Source organism: Roseateles sp., assembly GCF_047654805.1.
GTDB lineage: Bacteria > Pseudomonadota > Gammaproteobacteria > Burkholderiales > Burkholderiaceae_C > Pelomonas.
Map to the genome: position 1 here is coordinate 3,212,310 of NZ_JASGIV010000001.1, position 15,775 is coordinate 3,228,084.

Sequence of the window (15,775 nt, forward strand, 5' to 3'; positions counted from 1 at the left end):
AACCCGATTATCAAATCAGCACGTTGATGATGGCGTTGCCGATGCCCATCAGCGCGGCGCCGGAAATGAGGCCGGCGCAGATCGGCTCCATCCCCTCGACCCAGACGCGGTGGCCCTGCGTGCCAGGCGTCTTGTGCTTGCGGCCCATGATGAAGAAGATCAACGCACCGACGAACATCGCCAGCACGGATTCAGGCGGCAGCACGACGCCCAGGCCGGTAGCCACGGCGGAGAGCTGGAAGCGGCCCTTGGTCTTGATGCGGGCGATCTCCATCGCCACGGCAGCCAGCGCCGCCACTCCCATCGAAATCAGCGCCGACGTCGGCAGGCCCTTAAGGCCCTTGGCGATGATGTCGGCCACACCCTTCCACTGCAGGGCTGCAGGCATAGCGAACTGGTCGGTCACGATGGTGGCGACGCTGCGCACGCCGCTGGCGTCCGGCTGCAGGAAGAGGAGGAAGAACAGCGGCACGCAGGTCAGCACGCCGGCCAGGTTGCCGATGATGTGGCCCACGGCCTGGTGGCGCGGCTTGCCTCCCAGCATGTAGCCAGGCTTGATGTCAGACAGCAAGTTGGCCGCGTTGGACGCGATCTCGCTGGTCATGGCCGCCGGCAACAGGTTGGAGCCGGGGTTTGTCCGGTCGATGGCGCCCATCGTGAACTGGGTGATCTTGGACAGCGAGCCCGTGGGCGTCCAGGACGTCAGCGCCATGGAGTTGGTGCAGATGATGGTCAGCACGAAGATCAGCGGCAGCGACACCAGGGCCAGCCAGAAGGGCACGTCGAAGAAGACATGGGTCAGGTAGCTGCCCAGCACGCTGAAGACCGGCACGCCGACGTAGCTGATCCACAGCGGCACTTCGATGTCCTTGAGCAGATCCTTGCCGGCGGCGACCGTCGACGTGGCCTTGCGCTTGAAGGCGCTGGTGAATATCTCTGGCTTGGCCAGCAGCCCAACCAGGGCGCCTACCACCATCATCGTGACGCCCCACCATAGCGACCACTGGTTGACGATCTCGGCGCGGTTCAGCGGGATCGGCACGCCGTTGGCGCCGAGGCGCGGCGCGATGTCGCCGGCCTGGATCATCAGTGGCGCGAGCACGACGAAGTTGATGAAGGCGCCCAGGAAGCAACTGGTCGCCACCGCGATTCCCATCAGACCGCCGACGCCCAGCATGGCTGCGTCCAGCGTGACGCGCAGGCCCAGTTGACGGATATCGGTGCCAAGGATGCTGGGGATAAAGCCCTGCGCCTTGGCGGCCCAGGTGTAGTAATAGCTGTCCAGGCGTTCGTGCAGATACCAGGGCTCGGCCATGCCGGCCCACTTGTCCAGCATCAGGACCTTGAACTGCACCAACTTCATCCAGCCGTCGCTGACGATGGCCTGGTAGAGCGCCGTGAAGCCGCCGACCACGCCCAGCAGCTTGGCCTTGAAGACGCCCTCGTCACCGGCACCGTGATAGAGCGAATCCAGCACCACGCCGCAAGCCCGCCCTTCCGGGAAGGGGGCCTGGTCTTCGTTGATGAAGCGGCGCTTCAGCGGGAAGGCCAACAGCACGCCGATCAGCGCGACGACGAAGATCCAGATGACCAGTTGCCACCATGGCGGGATGATGCCGGTGACCAGCATGTAGGCAGCCAGACTGGAGAACAGCGGCGTGGCCACGTAGCCTGCCGCGGTCGCGATGGACTGCGTGCAGTTGTTCTCGAGGATGGTGTAGTCCTGCGCGAAGCCGCCAGCATGCAGGGCGCGAAACAGCGCAAAGGCAAGAATCACAGAGGTCAGGCCCACACCGATGGCAATGCCGGTCTTGGCGCCGATGTACAGGCCGGTGGCCGACAGGATGCCGCCGAGCAGGAAACCTGTGAAGCCTGAGCGCAGCGTCAACTGGGCCATGTCGCCGCGGAAGACGTTCTTGAACCACCACTCGTCCTTTTGGGCGCGGGTCCAGGTGGCGATCTGCTCGTCGGTCAGGTGTTGGAGTGCCATGGAGTCTCGGGTGGCGCTTATGGCGCCGCCAGGGTTAAAGCAAACCGCGCATTGTCGACGAAGCCGCCCCCCTCTCCCCAAGGGGATGCCCCGAGGCGCAGGAGGGGGCCGTATGTGTCAGCCATGACGCATAGCGGAAATTTTTGCTTCACCCCACACGCAAAGAATGGTCCGGCACCTCGACGAACGCTCCGACCCGAACAAGAACAAACCCTTCCTCCATGCGATACCGCTCCCCAAGGACGCCAGGTGCCCTGCTGCCGCCCCTGTTGGTGCTTGCCCTGGCATTGCCCGGCTGCGCCGACCTGGCGCCTACATACCAGCGCCCCGCGCCCGCCGTACCCGACGCATCCGCCAGCGCACCAGCCATTGATGCTGCCACGGTCGGTCGTGCCGACTTTTTCACCGACGCGCGGTTGCGCGCCACCGTCGAGCTGGCGCTGGTCAACAACCGTGACCTGCGAGTGGCTGCATTGAACGTACAGCGCGCCCGGGCGCAGTTCGGCATCCAGAGCGCTGCGCAGGAACCCTCCGTCAGCGCCGGCGCTGCCACCGCGCGTACCAACCGGGGCGACAGCGCATCGGTCACGCTGCAGCTGTCTGCCTTCGAGCTGGACCTGTTCGGCCGTGTGCGCAACCTTGGCGAGGCCGCGCTGCAAGGCTGGCTGGCCAGCGAGGCTGGCCGGCGCAGCACCCAGATCAGCCTGGTGGCGGAGACCGCCCAGGCCTGGCTCAACCTCGCCGCCGACTTGGAGCGTCAGCAACTGGCTCGCCTGACGCTGGACAGCCGCCGTGCCAGCTTGGCTTTGGACGAGCGCCGCCACGGGCTTGGCGCAATCTCCGGCCTGACGCTGGCGCAGTCGCGAACGCAGGCCGAGTCGGCCCGGCTCGACGTGGCCGCCTACGCCAGCCTGGTCGAGCAGGACCGTCATGCACTAGAAATGCTGCTGGGTACCGCGTTGCCAGCAGAGCTCGCACCCGAGGCCGGGAAGCCCCCAGCCGAGGCCAGCCGGCTGGTCGAGCTGCCGGCTGGAGTGCCTTCCGAGCTGCTGCAGCGCCGCCCAGACGTGCTGCAGGCCGAGCACCAACTGCGCGCCAGCGTCGCCAGCATCGGCGTGGCGCGCGCGGCGCAGTTCCCGCGTATCAGCCTGACCGCCGCAGCCGGCACGGCCAGCGAGCAACTGTCGGGTCTGTTCAGGGCGGGTAGCGGCAGTTGGTCGTTCGGCCCGTCGCTGAGCCTGCCGCTGTTCGACGGCGGGGCCAACGCGGCTGCGGTGGAGAGTGCCCGGCTGGACCGCGACATCGCGCTGGCGCAGTACGACAAGGCAGTGCAGACCGCCTTCCGCGAGGTGGCCGACGCGCTGTCGGTGCGTGCCGCGCTGGCCGAGCGGCTGGCTGCCCAGCAAGCCGTGCTGGCCAGCGCCGAGCGCCAGTTGGCGCTGGCTGAAGCCCAGCACCGCGCCGGCAGCACCGGCCAGCTCGAACTGCTGGACGCGCGTCGCACCCTCTATGCCGCCCAGCTGGCGCTGATCGCGCTACGGCTCACCGAACAAGGCAACCGCCTCGCGCTCTACAAGGTGCTCGGCGGCGGCTGGCAAGCATGACGAAGAACGACTCCATGAAGAAATGGCTACGCCCCGGCCGGCTGATCGCGCTGGCCCTCCTGCTGCTGATCGGCGGCTTCACCGTCAAGCGGCTGTGGTTCACAGCCCCGCCGCCACCTGCCGTCGCGACCGCCCCGGTCACGGTGTCCGATCTGGAGGACAGCGTGCTGGCCACCGGCACCATCGGTGCTTTCAAGCAGGTCAGCGTCGGAGCCCAGGTGACCGGCGAGGTCAAGAAGCTGCACGTGGCGCTGGGGGACAAGGTGCGTCAGGGGCAGTTGATCGCCGAAATCGACGCCCTGCCCCAGCAAAACAGCCTACGTAACAGCCAGGCCGCACTGCAGAGTGCCCAGGCCCAGCTGCACGCCAAGCAGGCAGCGCTGAAGCAGGCAGAGCTGGTTGCCTCGCGGCTGCGGGGACTGGTGGCCGCGGACGCCGGTGCGCGCGCAGACCTTGAATCCGCCGAGGCCACGCTCGCCACCGCCCGCGCCGAGGTGGCGGCGCAGCAGGCGCAGATCGCACAGGCGCAGGTCGCCGTCGACGCCGCCCAGGTCAACCTCGGCTACACCCGCGTCACGGCGCCCATGGACGGGGTGGTCGTCGCAGTCGTCACCGAGCAGGGGCAGACCGTCAACGCCAACCAGTCGGCGCCCACCATCATCAAGCTGGCTCGGCTGGACCTCATGACGGTCAAGGCACAAATCTCCGAAGCCGACGTGCCGCGGGTCAAGCCCGGCATGCCGGTCTACTTCAACCTGCTCGGCGAGCCCGACCGGCGCTATGAAGTCAAGCTGCGCGCCATCGAACCCGGCCCCACCACCATCGCCACTGACACGACCACCGGCAGCAGCACCTCCACCAGCACCACCAGTGCCATCTACTACAACGGCATCTTTGATGTGCCCAACCCAGAGGAGCGGCTGCGCATCAACATGACGGCACAGTCCAGCATCGTGCTGGCGCGCGTCGAGAAGGCACTGACGCTGCCCAGCGCCGCGCTCGGTGCGCGCGCCGGCGGCGACCGCTACCGGGTGCGCGTGCTTGAACAGGGCCGTGTCGCCGAACGCGTCGTGCGCATCGGCCTGAACAACCGCGTACGCGCTCAGGTGCTCGAGGGGCTGAAAGAGGGCGAGCAGGTCGTCACCAGCGAAGCCGGCCCGGCCGGCGGCGCCAGCGCCGGCAACCAGCGCCGCGGCCCACCGCCGTTCTGACGCCATGGCATTCCTTGAGGTACGCGGTCTGACCCGCGAATTCCCCGCCGGCGAGGGCCATGTCGCAGTGCTCAGCGACGTCGACCTCGACATCGAGGCCGGCGAGATGGTGGCCATCATGGGCCCCTCGGGCTCAGGCAAGTCCACGCTGATGAACATCCTCGGCTGCCTTGACCGCCCCACGCGCGGCAGCTATCGCGTCGACGGCCAGGAGACCGGCACGATGGCGCCCGACGCGCTCGCGCGGCTGCGGCGCGAGCACTTCGGCTTTATCTTCCAGCGCTACCAGCTACTGGGCGACCTGGGCGCGGTCGGCAACGTCGAGATCCCGGCCATCTACGCGGGCGCCGCCGCCAGCGCGCGGCGCGAACGCGCGCACCGGCTGCTGGCCCGGCTTGGCCTGTCCGAGCGGCTCGCCCACCGGCCGGGCCAGCTCTCCGGCGGCCAGCAGCAGCGGGTGTCCATCGCCCGCGCACTGATGAACGGCGGCGATGTGATCCTGGCCGACGAACCCACCGGCGCGCTGGACCAGGCCAGCGGTCGCGAGGTCATGAAGATCCTCGAAGAGCTGCACTCCGATGGCCACACCGTCATCCTCGTGACCCACGACGCGCAGGTCGCCGCGCACGCCCAGCGCGTCATCGAGATCAGCGATGGCCGCATCGTCGCGGACCGTCGCCGCGCCGATGCCCGACCGCCCGCGCAGCTACAGCGGCCCACGCCTGCGCGGGCAGGCGGCGCGCTCGCAGCACTGGCCGCTCGGCTGGGCGAGGCCACGCGCATGGCCTGGCGAGCCATGGTCAGCCACCGCCTGCGCACGCTGCTGACCATGCTGGGCATCATCATCGGCATCGCCTCGGTGGTGTCGGTGGTGGCCTTGGGCGAAGGCTCGCGCCAGCGCATCCTGGCCGACATCAGCGCCATGGGCACGAACACCATCAACGTGATGCCCGGCAGCGGATTTGGCGACCGCCGCGCTGGAGCCGTGCGCACGCTGCGCGCCGGCGATGCCGACGCACTGGCCCAGCTCGACTACGTCGATAGCGTGACGCCCAGCATTGCCGTCAATGCCGGGCTGCGCTACCGCAGCATCGACGTGTCGGCCAGCGTCAGTGGCGTGGGCGAGCAGTTCTTCCGCGTGCGCGGCTACACCTTCGCGACCGGCCAGGGCTTCGACACCGATGCGGTGCGGCTACGCGCTCAGGAGGCCGTCATCGACGACAACGCGCGCAAGACCCTGTTCCCCAACAGCGAGAACGCGCTCGGCGAAGTCATCCTGCTGGGAACGCTGCCGGTGCGCATCGTCGGCGTAACGGCCAAGAAGAGCAGCGCCTTCGGCAACGACGACGCGATCAACATCTGGATCCCGTACACAACCGCAATGAACCGCGTCAACGGTCAGGACTACCTGCAAAGCGTGACGGTGCGCATCAGCGACAGCATCGACAGCAGCGTGGCCGAGCAAGGTATCAAGCGGCTGCTGATCCAGCGCCATGGCAAGGAAGACTTCTTCCTGATGAACACCGACAGCATTCGTCAGACCATCGAGCAGACGACGGCGACCATCACGCTGTTGATTTCGTCGATCGCGCTGATCTCGCTACTGGTGGGCGGCATCGGCGTGATGAACATCATGCTGGTATCGGTGACCGAGCGCACGCAGGAGATTGGCGTACGCATGGCGGTGGGCGCGCGGCAAAACGACATCCTGCGCCAGTTCCTGATCGAGGCGGTGCTGGTCTGCCTGATCGGCGGCGCAATGGGCGTCGCGCTGGCGCTGGGCGGTGGGCTGCTCTTCGACAAGCTCGCCGGCGGCAGCTTCAGCATGAGCTTCTCCGCCACCGCCGTACTGGGCGCCTTCGGCGTGTCCACGCTGATCGGCATGGTCTTCGGCTTCCTGCCGGCCCGCAGCGCGGCGCGGCTGGACCCGGTGGAGGCACTGGCTCGCAGTTGAGTCGTGCTCCAAGGCTGCCATCCAGGGCGGCCACAATGCATCGCACGATGGTGGCAAGGCCAGCGCACCAGGGCGCTGGCCGGATCGCCCGTCAGATCGCCGGAGAAGGCCATGGCCACGATGGATGCCGAGAGGCTTTTCGCCTCTGCAAAGGTTCGCGAAGCACGGATCATGTCCGACGCGTACTCGCGGACTCTGTCCGCCTTGGCCCCGGCCAACTTCCTGCTGGTCGCAGGAGCTGCGCTGCTGTCACTGGTCGCTGGCGCCACAGTGCTGGCCGGCACGCTGTCAGCCATGCACATTGGCGTGATCGCCCTGCTGAGCAGCGCCCTCACCACGATTCACTCCAAGCTCGGCTGCGAACGCTATCAGGCCGAATGCCACCAAATGCAGAGCTGGTACAAGGGCATTGCCCAGGACTATGAGAACCTCAGCCTGCTCGACGATGGCGACGAGCTGCACGAACGCCTCGGGCAGCTCAATGACCAGCTGGCCAGCGCCATGAAGGGCGCATCCGCAGAACCTTTTGCCTGGGCGCTACGCAAAGCTCAGGGATCGGCACCACACTGAGCACTCCTGCCCGGCAAGACGGTAGCGGTCGTGACGGTTGATCCGTCAGAGGGTTTTTCGTCCGTTAGAGAAACGGCCCAGACGCCGAAACGTCTAGGCCGTTGGTTGAATTGGTCGGGGCGGCGGGATTCGAACTCGCGACCCTCTGCTCCCAAAGCAGATGCGCTACCAGGCTGCGCTACGCCCCGATCAAGCCAAGTATTCTAACCGACAGGAATGAAGCGGCCAGTTCCGCTGATCAGCGCGGCCCGCACCGGCTCGCCGGGCTGCAGCGCTTGCACCGCCGCAACGTAGCCGCGCATCTGCTCAAGGTAGGCCGTCTCACGCTCTGGCGTAGCACCGAGCTTGTAGTCGAGCACCCACCAAATGCCATCGCGGCGCTGCACGAGGCGGTCGATTCGCTGGTCATCGCCGCCCTTTCCCACTGCCACTTCGTTGCCCGCCCAAAGCAGCTCGGCCGGGTCGAAGAAGGCCCGGCAGTCGGGGCTGGCAAGGATGGCCCTCGTGGCCAGGGCCAGTTGCTCACGTGACCTGGCATCGAGGCCGAAGGCCTGCGCCGCCGCCGCCATCAGCACATCCAGCTGCTGGGCTTGGCCGGGCGCCGAAACCCATTCCAGCACACGGTGCAGAGCCTCGCCAATCTTCGCTTGGCGGGCATCGCGGGCCGCCGCATCGCGCACCGGAGCGACGGGGGGCGGCAGCCAGAGCGGCAGCGCCGCGAGCAGCGGCGCGGCGCTTTCGTTGCGTGCGCCGGCGGCCAGCGCGAACGGCCAGGGGCGCGCCAGCGGTTGCAACCGATCCCACCAGCTGGTGGCGTGGCTGCGGCCTGGTGTGTGGCTCAGCACCAGCGCACGGCGCGCTCGTGTCAGCGCAACGTAGAGGCCGTTGAGCTCCTCGCGCTCGCGCTCTCGGCGCTCCTCGTCGACCAGCGCCTGCAGTGACGGCGGCGGCTTGGCCTCCGAGGCCAGGAACGCCGCGCGCCGCGGCGCCGGTTGACCCACCGGCCAGTCCAGCAGCAGTCCCAGCGTCTCGGCCTTGGGCGGTGCGGCATCGGCATCGAGCAGGAACACCACGTCGGCCTCCAGGCCCTTGGCGCCGTGGATGGTCAGCAATTGCACGGCATCCGGCGCCGCAGCGGGCACGAACTTGACGGGCCGGCTCTTGAGCGCTCGTACGAAGCCGTAGAGCTGTGCATAGCGGCCACCGTCCAGCTCCAATGCCGCATGCAGCAAGGCCTGCACGCCCTGCAGGCGGACCGCCGCATCGGCCGCGGGCACGGCGGCGGCAATGCGCTGCAGCAGTTCGCCTTCGTTGACGATGCGGTCCAACAACTCGTGCGGCGTGCTCTTCCGCGCCTGGCCTGCCCAGTCGCGCAGCAGTCCTTGCGCGCGCGCCAGCGCCGGCCCTGGGGACTCGAGGCCTTGCAACGCCGCCCACCAACTGCGCCGTTCAGCCGGTGGCCTGCCCAACCATTCGGCCGTACCGGCAGCCTCGGCCAGCACCAGCAAGTCGGCCTCGGTCACGCCGAACAGCGGGCTGCGCAGCGCATGCGCCAGCGACAGGTCGTGGCCGGGAGAGGCCAGTGCATCCAGCAGGGCCAGCAGGTCGGCCACGTCGGGCAGCTCGGCCAGCGGCTGCTCCTCGGGCGCAGCATGCGGCACGCCGGCCGCGGTCAGCGCCGCGCTGAGCTGGCGCAGCGGGTCGCGCTTGCGGGCCAGCACGAAAATGTCGCCCGGCTTGAGTTCAGGCCGCTCGCGCAGCAGGCCCAGGATGGCCGCGCAGACTCGGTCGCACTCGGGCGCACGCCGGCTAACCTCGGCCTCGTGGCGGGCCTCGGTCAAGCTGGGACGCCAGCGCAGCGGATCGGCATCCTCCATGTCCGGCTGCGCCGGGACTTCCGCGTCCAGCGCCCACAGGCCGGCCAGGTCGCCGGCCTCAGCCACCTCGGTCGTATGGGTTCGGAAGCCCGCATAGGTCCCGGCACGCTGGGCGGCATCGAAGGTCGCGTTGACGGCCTCCAGCACCTCCGGCGCGTTCCGCCGCGTATGGTCGCAGGCCAGGCGCACGCCGGCCAGTCCCTGGCAGACGAAGTCCTGCGCTGCGGCAAAGACGCGCGGGTCGGCGCGACGGAAGCGGTAGATGCTCTGCTTGGGGTCGCCGACGATGAAGACCGAGAGCGCCGCGCCGGCACCCGCACCCGCGTAGGCCTGCAGCCAGCCGTGTAGGGCCTGCCATTGCAACGGACTGGTGTCCTGGAACTCGTCTATGAGCAGGTGGCGCACCTGGGCGTCCAGGCGCTGCTGCACCCAGCCGGCGGTCTGGGCGTCGGCCAGCAGCGCCAGCGCCCCACGCTCCAGGTCGTTCATGTCCACCAGGCCACGTTCACGCTTCAGCGCCTCGAAGGCGCCGACCAGCAACAGGGCCAGTCGGCGCATTGCGGCGTGCTCGTCGGCGGCGCGTTGCTGGGCCTGTGCTGCGCGCAGGCGTTGCAGTTCCTCGCACAGCTCGTCCAGGTCCGGGTTGTCGACGCCAAGCTTGCGCGGCTCGCCCTTCTGCGTGAAGAGCGCGGCAAAGCATGCATCGAAGTCCTCGGCCCGCGCGAGCAGCGAAGCGGCATCCTGCGCCTTCTTGCCCTTGGCCTGGCCCAGTTGGCGGGCCAGGTCCTTCAAGGGCTGCAACAGGAGCTCGAAGAATCGCTCGGGCGTGGTGCCCAGCAGCTCCTGCGCACCGGGCAGACTGGTTTCCAGCACTTCGGCGCCTTCTGCCAACCGCAACTCCACGCGCTTGGCGAAGGCGCCCAGCAGCCACTCGCGCAGGTTGTGGCGGCCGCGCGACTGCGTCAGCGCCTGGAAGTCGGCCCGCAGCGCCTCGTCCGCCAGCACGGCGACATGGAAGCGCCGCCACAGCGCGGGCATCAGTTCCTCTTCGTCCTCGATCAGCTGCAGTTCGGGCGCGAGCCCGAGCTCCTGCAGGAAGGCCAGCGGCGCCGCGCGCAGCAACTGCGAGAACCAGCCATGGAAGGTGCGCACCTCCACGGCACGTCCCGCTCGAAGCAGCTCGGACTGCAACCCGGCCAGCCGGGGTCGCAAAGTGACTGCGTCTTCAGCCGCGATGCCGCGCTGGCGCAGCGCCTCGAGCTGCACGGCGGCGTCCGCCTGCGCGAACTCGGCCAGCCATTCGGCCAGACGTTGGCGCATCTCGCCCGCGGCCTTGCGCGTGAACGTGATGGCGACGATCTGCTGCGGCTCTGCGCCCGCCAGCAGCGCACGCAGGATGCGCGACACCAGCATCCAGGTTTTGCCCGCGCCCGCGCAGGCCTCGACGACGATGCTGCGCGCCGGGTCACAGGCGAGCGCGTAGAACTGCTCGCGCGGGATGCGCCGGCCATCGCCCCAGTAGGCGAGTTCGGTGCCGCTCATGCCGCGCTCCAGTCGTCCTTGCGGCACAGGCCGCGCGCCTCGCAGTAGTCGCAGACCTTGCCTTCGCCCAGAGCGGGCAATGGGGCACCGTCGTGCATGGCGCCCAGATCAGCCTGCAAGCCCTCGCGCAGCAGGAGCGCCGTGTCGCCGACGTCCTCGTGAGGCAGCAGTGCGATGCCTTTGCCGTCGTCCAGTACCAGATAGGCCGCGCGCAACCCCGGCTCCGCGCCGCTGAGCAACGCATAGGTGGCAAGCTGGGTGTCCTCCAGCCTGGCCGTGACCCTTTCCTTCAACCCCTTGGCATCGCCGGTCTTGTAGTCCAGCAGCCAAGTCCGGCCGGCCTCCTCGTCGATACGGTCGATGCGACCTTTGATGACCAGGGATTCAAGCGGCGACGCGAAGGGCCTGCATTCCCGATCGACCTCGCCGGCAACGAAGTGTTGCCCCCCAGCCTCGGTCTCCGCCAGCCAGGCCAGGTACAGCGGCCTCAGCCTCTCGAAGGCCGCAGCGAAGGGCAGGAAGTCGGCCGCGTCGAGCGATGCCAACTCGGCGGCCGCAGCGGCGCCCAGCGCCGCGTCGTCATCCTCACCGTCGCGTGACTCATGGAAGCGCTTCAGCACTGCATGCAGCCAGGTGCCGTAGTCGCGCTTGGTGGCCTCCTGCTCCAGTTCGTCGGCCTCGCGCAGGCCCAGCAGCATGCGGCTGAAGAACTGATACGGACAGTTGCGCAGCGCATCGATGGCGCTGGCGCTCAAGGCGGCCGGCAGGCGGCCGCCTGCCTCGGCCGCAGCCCGCCCCTGCGGCCGGGGCTGGGGGATCAGCGGCTCGCGCGCGTCGTCCCAGGGAGGCATCACCCGGCCCGCCTTGGCTGCTGCGCCGACCAGGCGCTCCAGCAGCGGGCTGGGTGGCAGTGGCTCGGCGCCAGCGAAGGCGCAGCGCATCAGGGTCAGGACCGGCGCACGCAGCAGTTGCGCAAAACCGAAGCTCTCGGCTTCACGACGTTCAAGCAGGCTGGGCAGCCCCAGGGCTGCCGCATCGGCGTCAGCCAGCAGGCCGGCCTGGGGGTTGACGGGCCCCAGCGTGGCGGCATCCGCGCCGGGCAGCACGATGGCGCCAAAGGGCCTAAGCATGGCACGGGCCACTGGCGTAATGACGACCTCAACCGCGCCCGGTTCATCGACGGACTTGAACTGTGCAGCTTCCAGCGTGTCATCCACCCAGGCCAGGAACTCCGCTGGCCCCAGCCGCGTCTGCGCCAGCGCCGCCTCGTGGGCACTGCCGGCCCAGGGGTTGCGCGAAATCCACAGCGTCTCCAGCAATGCCTCGCCGCCCTCGACCTCCGTCAGCGGCGCCAGGCCGTTAAGCACCTGGCCCAGGGCCACGAGCCAGCCCCCTAGCGAGCGCGCACCGCCGGCCAGCGGTTCGAGCTGGCGGCATGCCTTATGCCACGTCTCGCCCAGCGCCGGCGGCAGCGTCGCCGCGTCGAGCTGCGCCGCCTGGCGCCAGCCGAAACGGCGGCAGCGGGCTTCCAGTCCAGCCACGTCCCAACCTTGGGCCAGGGCGGATTTCATCCACGCCAGCCAGTCATCCAACGCACCGCCGGCCAGGGCCGCGCGCAGCAGCGCCATGAGGGCCGCAGCGGCGGGCGTTGTCGCCAGCGTCCAGCCGGTCTCATCATGCACCGGCACGCCCTGGCGGGCCAGCAACGCACGTACGCGACGGATGACGACGCGGTCCTGCGCCAGTAGCGCCACCGGTCGACGGCCGGCGTTGAGGTGCTGGATGACCGCAGTGGCGGCCTGCCCGGCCAGGGCTTCGAAATCAGGCGCGACAGCTTCCTCCACCCGCGCCGCGGGCGTGAAGCCAGCCCAGGCCTGGTCGAGGTCCAGATCGGCATCCAGGCACAGGGCCGGCACATCACCCGCCAGTAGCGCCTGGGCCAGCGGATCGGGCCCGCCGGCCCGCAGCCAGATCCAGGCGCTGGGGCGCAGCGCGAACAAGGTGTCGGTGGCGGGCCGGCGCTCGTCGGACGCCACCCACGCGAGCGCGACCTGGGCGAGTGCACGCTCCAACAAGCCGGGGCCGGTGTCCAGCCCGGCCAGGCGCAGACGGGCGACGTCGAGGAAGGCGGCACGCTGCTCGGGCGGCACTTGGGCGGCCGCCCGGGCCAGCGCCTGCGCCGTATCGACGAGGCGTGCCAGGGCCACGCGGTAGTCACGCGGGTTGCCGCGCTTGAGCGGCTGCACCCAGCTCTGGCCCGCCAGCAGGCGGTCGGCCGTGAAGGCGTCGATGGTGGCGTCGCCTGAGAGCTGGTCCGGAGATGCCAGGGCGGTCGGGCCCAGGGCCGAAGCAAGGCTGTGACTGGTCGTGATGCGCGGCATCCAGCCGCCCTGGGCCAGGAAGGCGCGTCGCGCCGGTGCGAGCTGCTGGGCAAAGGGCAGCAGCAGCACGGCGTCACGCAGCGGAGCACCCTGCCCGGCCAGCCAGTCCGCACAGTTGCCGGCGATGCGGCGCCAGAAGGCCGCGATGTCTTCTCCGGGCGCAAGGCCCAGGCTGATTACTTGCAATCCGGGCCTCCCGCCCTCAGGTGTGCCACCGCTTCGGTCACCCTCGTGACCGTCCGGTCAAAAGGGGCTATGTCACAATGATTTTGCCTATTCGGACGGCCCCACCCGCGGTGACCGCCAACCCTTTGAGGCCAAGGAACCCTCCCATGAGTAGCGAATTGATCAAGCATGTTTCCGACGCGTCCTTCGACGCCGACGTGATCCAGTCCGGCAAGCCGGTGCTGGTGGACTACTGGGCCGAATGGTGCGGCCCCTGCAAGATGATCGCGCCCATCCTGGACGAGGTCGCGACCGGCTACGGCGACAAGCTGCAGATCGCCAAGATGAACGTGGACGAGAACCGCGAGGTGCCCGCCAAGTTCGGCATCCGCGGCATCCCGACGCTGATGCTGTTCAAGGACGGCCAGCTCGCCGCCACCAAGGTCGGTGCCCTCTCCAAGGCCCAGTTGACCGCATTCCTCGACGCGAATCTATAATCGCGTCCAACTGCTGCAGTGCTCACGGCGCTCCCCGCGCGGTCACTGCAGCAGCCAAAGCCAACACGCCCCGGGCGCACTGATCACGAATCGGACACCCAGCCAGCGTGGACTCGGCTCCCCCTCCCACCACTTTGTTGTTGAATTCGCGCCGTTCGCCGTTTGAACGGTAGCCATTCGATCCTGTTCCGGGGCGGCCGTGATACCGCCGCAAGCGCCTTGGCTGGCGCCGCGGCCCCTGACGGGTGTTCACCCATGCATCTTTCCGAACTCAAAGCCCTTCACGTCTCCGCCCTCATCCAGATGGGCGAGGAGCTGGAGATCGACAACGTCACCCGCCTGCGCAAGCAGGAACTGATGTTTGCCATCATGAAGAAGCGCGCCAAAGCCGGCGAGCAGGTCTTCGGTGATGGCGTGCTCGAGGTGCTGCCGGACGGCTTCGGCTTCCTGCGCTCCATTGAAGCCAGCTACATGGCCTCCACGGACGACATCTACCTGTCGCCCAGCCAGATCCGCCGCTTCAACCTGCACACCGGCGACCTCGTCGAGGGCGAGGTGCGTGTGCCCAAGGACGGCGAACGCTACTTTGCTCTCGTGAAGGTCGACCGCGTCAACAACCAGACGCCGGAGGAGAGCAAGAACAAGATCATGTTCGAGAACCTGACTCCCTTGTTCCCCAAGGAGCAGTTCAAGCTCGAGCGAGAGGGTTTCAAGGGCGAGGAGAACATCACCGGCCGCATCATCGACCTGATCGCACCCATCGGCAAAGGCCAGCGTGCACTGATCGTGTCGCAGCCCAAGACCGGCAAGACCGAGATGATGAAGAGCCTGGCGCATGCGCTGGTGGCCAACCATCCGGACTGCCACCTCATCGTGCTGCTTGTCGACGAGCGCCCAGAGGAAGTGACCGAGATGCTGCGCACCGTGCGCGGCGAGGTCATCTCCTCCACCTTCGACGAGCCCGCCGCCCGCCACGTGCAGGTGGCCGAGATGGTGATCGAGCGCGCCAAGCGTCTGGTGGAGCTGAAGAAGGACGTGATCATCCTGCTGGACTCGATCACCCGCCTGGCTCGCGCCTACAACAACGTGCTGCCCAGCTCCGGCAAGGTGCTGACCGGCGGCGTGGACGCCAACGCGCTGCAGCGCCCCAAGCGCTTCTTCGGCGCGGCGCGCAACATCGAGGAAGGCGGCTCGCTGACCATCATCGGCACGGCGCTGATCGACACCGGCTCCAAGATGGACGAGGTCATCTACGAGGAGTTCAAGGGCACCGGCAATTGCGAAATCCACTTGGATCGCCGCATGGCCGAGAAGCGCGTCTACCCATCCATCCTGATCAACAAGTCCGGCACCCGCCGTGAAGAGTTGCTGCTCAAGCCCGAGATCCTGCAAAAGAGCTGGATCCTGCGCAAGCTGCTCTACAACATGGACGAGATCGAGGCGATGGAGTTCATCCTCGACAAGATGAAGGCATCGAAGAACAACCTGGACTTCTTCGACATGATGCGGCGCGGCGGGTAACTTCAGCCCAAGCTAGCCAAACTGCAGGGAAGCCCGCTACAATCGCGGGTTTTCCGCCCCAGAACACCCGGAAAGTGCGTCGCAGCGTGTGGCGTGGCTCCCGACCTAAGCCAAGAGGTTCCCATGAAAGAAGGCATTCACCCCAACTACCGCGACGTCGTCTTCGTCGACCTGTCCAACGGTTTCCAGTTCGTGACGCGTTCCACCGTCCAGACCAAGGAAACGATTGAACTCGACGGCAAGACCATGCCCCTGGTGAAGCTGGAAACCACCAGCGAATCGCACCCCTTCTACACGGGCACGCAGAAGAGCGTGGACAACCTGGGCGGCCGCGTCGAGAAGTTCCGCAACAAGTTCGCTCATCTCAAGAAGTAATTCGTCGAGGCGGTCTCGCACCGCTTCCGAAAGCAAGGGCAGCCTCGGCTGCCCTTTGTCATTTCTGCAGCTTGGGACGCCCCCCTTC

General features: G+C 68.1%; 10 protein-coding genes and 1 tRNA gene. 7 read left to right on the forward strand and 4 right to left on the reverse strand.

The genetic code is table 11. The features are described 5' to 3' along the window. Nucleotides 1–10: 10 nt before the first annotated feature. Nucleotides 11–1,990, reverse strand: coding sequence for an OPT family oligopeptide transporter (locus QM732_RS14500; RefSeq protein ID WP_415656835.1), 1,980 nt, complete (start codon nucleotides 1,988–1,990; stop codon nucleotides 11–13). 221 nt (nucleotides 1,991–2,211) lie between these two features. Between QM732_RS14500 and QM732_RS14505 the strand changes: the two genes are divergently transcribed. The 4 genes from QM732_RS14505 (at nucleotide 2,212) to QM732_RS14520 (ending at nucleotide 7,329) form a co-directional block, all read left to right on the forward strand. Beyond that, on the forward strand, nucleotides 2,212–3,594 hold the full coding sequence (locus tag QM732_RS14505) for an efflux transporter outer membrane subunit (RefSeq protein WP_415656836.1): 1,383 nt from the start codon (nucleotides 2,212–2,214) through the stop codon (nucleotides 3,592–3,594). Continuing rightward, nucleotides 3,591–4,805, forward strand: coding sequence for an efflux RND transporter periplasmic adaptor subunit (locus QM732_RS14510; protein ID WP_415656837.1), 1,215 nt, complete (start codon nucleotides 3,591–3,593; stop codon nucleotides 4,803–4,805). Before QM732_RS14505 ends, QM732_RS14510 begins: the two co-directional genes overlap by 4 nt. Before the next feature lie 4 nt (nucleotides 4,806–4,809). Continuing rightward, nucleotides 4,810–6,759, forward strand: a complete 1,950-nt coding sequence (locus QM732_RS14515) for a MacB family efflux pump subunit (protein ID WP_415656838.1) — start codon at nucleotides 4,810–4,812, stop codon at nucleotides 6,757–6,759. A 111-nt stretch (nucleotides 6,760–6,870) separates the two neighbouring features. Continuing rightward, nucleotides 6,871–7,329: a hypothetical protein gene (locus QM732_RS14520; RefSeq protein WP_415656839.1), complete on the forward strand. Its 459-nt coding sequence runs from the start codon at nucleotides 6,871–6,873 to the stop codon at nucleotides 7,327–7,329. A 111-nt stretch (nucleotides 7,330–7,440) separates the two neighbouring features. On the opposite strand, the gene QM732_RS14525 is transcribed toward QM732_RS14520, so the two are convergent. The 3 genes from QM732_RS14525 to QM732_RS14535 form a co-directional block, all read right to left on the reverse strand. Then, a tRNA-Pro gene (locus tag QM732_RS14525) sits at nucleotides 7,441–7,517 on the reverse strand. Nucleotides 7,518–7,532: 15 nt separating this feature from the next. After that, nucleotides 7,533–10,748 (reverse strand): UvrD-helicase domain-containing protein, encoded by a 3,216-nt coding sequence (locus QM732_RS14530; RefSeq protein WP_415656840.1) that lies wholly within the window; start codon nucleotides 10,746–10,748, stop codon nucleotides 7,533–7,535. Further along, entirely contained in the window at nucleotides 10,745–13,315 is a 2,571-nt protein-coding gene (locus QM732_RS14535) for a PD-(D/E)XK nuclease family protein (RefSeq protein ID WP_415656841.1), read from the reverse strand. Before QM732_RS14535 ends, QM732_RS14530 begins: the two co-directional genes overlap by 4 nt. 146 nt (nucleotides 13,316–13,461) lie before the next feature. Between QM732_RS14535 and trxA the strand changes: the two genes are divergently transcribed. The 3 genes from trxA to QM732_RS14550 all read left to right on the forward strand — a co-directional run bounded on the left by trxA (nucleotide 13,462) and on the right by QM732_RS14550 (nucleotide 15,687). After that, nucleotides 13,462–13,791 carry a thioredoxin TrxA gene (gene trxA / locus QM732_RS14540; protein ID WP_056195487.1) on the forward strand — a complete coding sequence of 110 codons (330 nt, stop codon included), beginning with the start codon at nucleotides 13,462–13,464 and terminating at the stop codon, nucleotides 13,789–13,791. Nucleotides 13,792–14,046: 255 nt separating this feature from the next. Beyond that, nucleotides 14,047–15,312, forward strand: coding sequence for a transcription termination factor Rho (rho, locus tag QM732_RS14545; protein ID WP_415656842.1), 1,266 nt, complete (start codon nucleotides 14,047–14,049; stop codon nucleotides 15,310–15,312). Between the two features lie 123 nt (nucleotides 15,313–15,435). Next, nucleotides 15,436–15,687: a type B 50S ribosomal protein L31 gene (locus QM732_RS14550; RefSeq protein WP_132574493.1), complete on the forward strand. Its 252-nt coding sequence runs from the start codon at nucleotides 15,436–15,438 to the stop codon at nucleotides 15,685–15,687. Nucleotides 15,688–15,775: the final 88 nt, after the last annotated feature.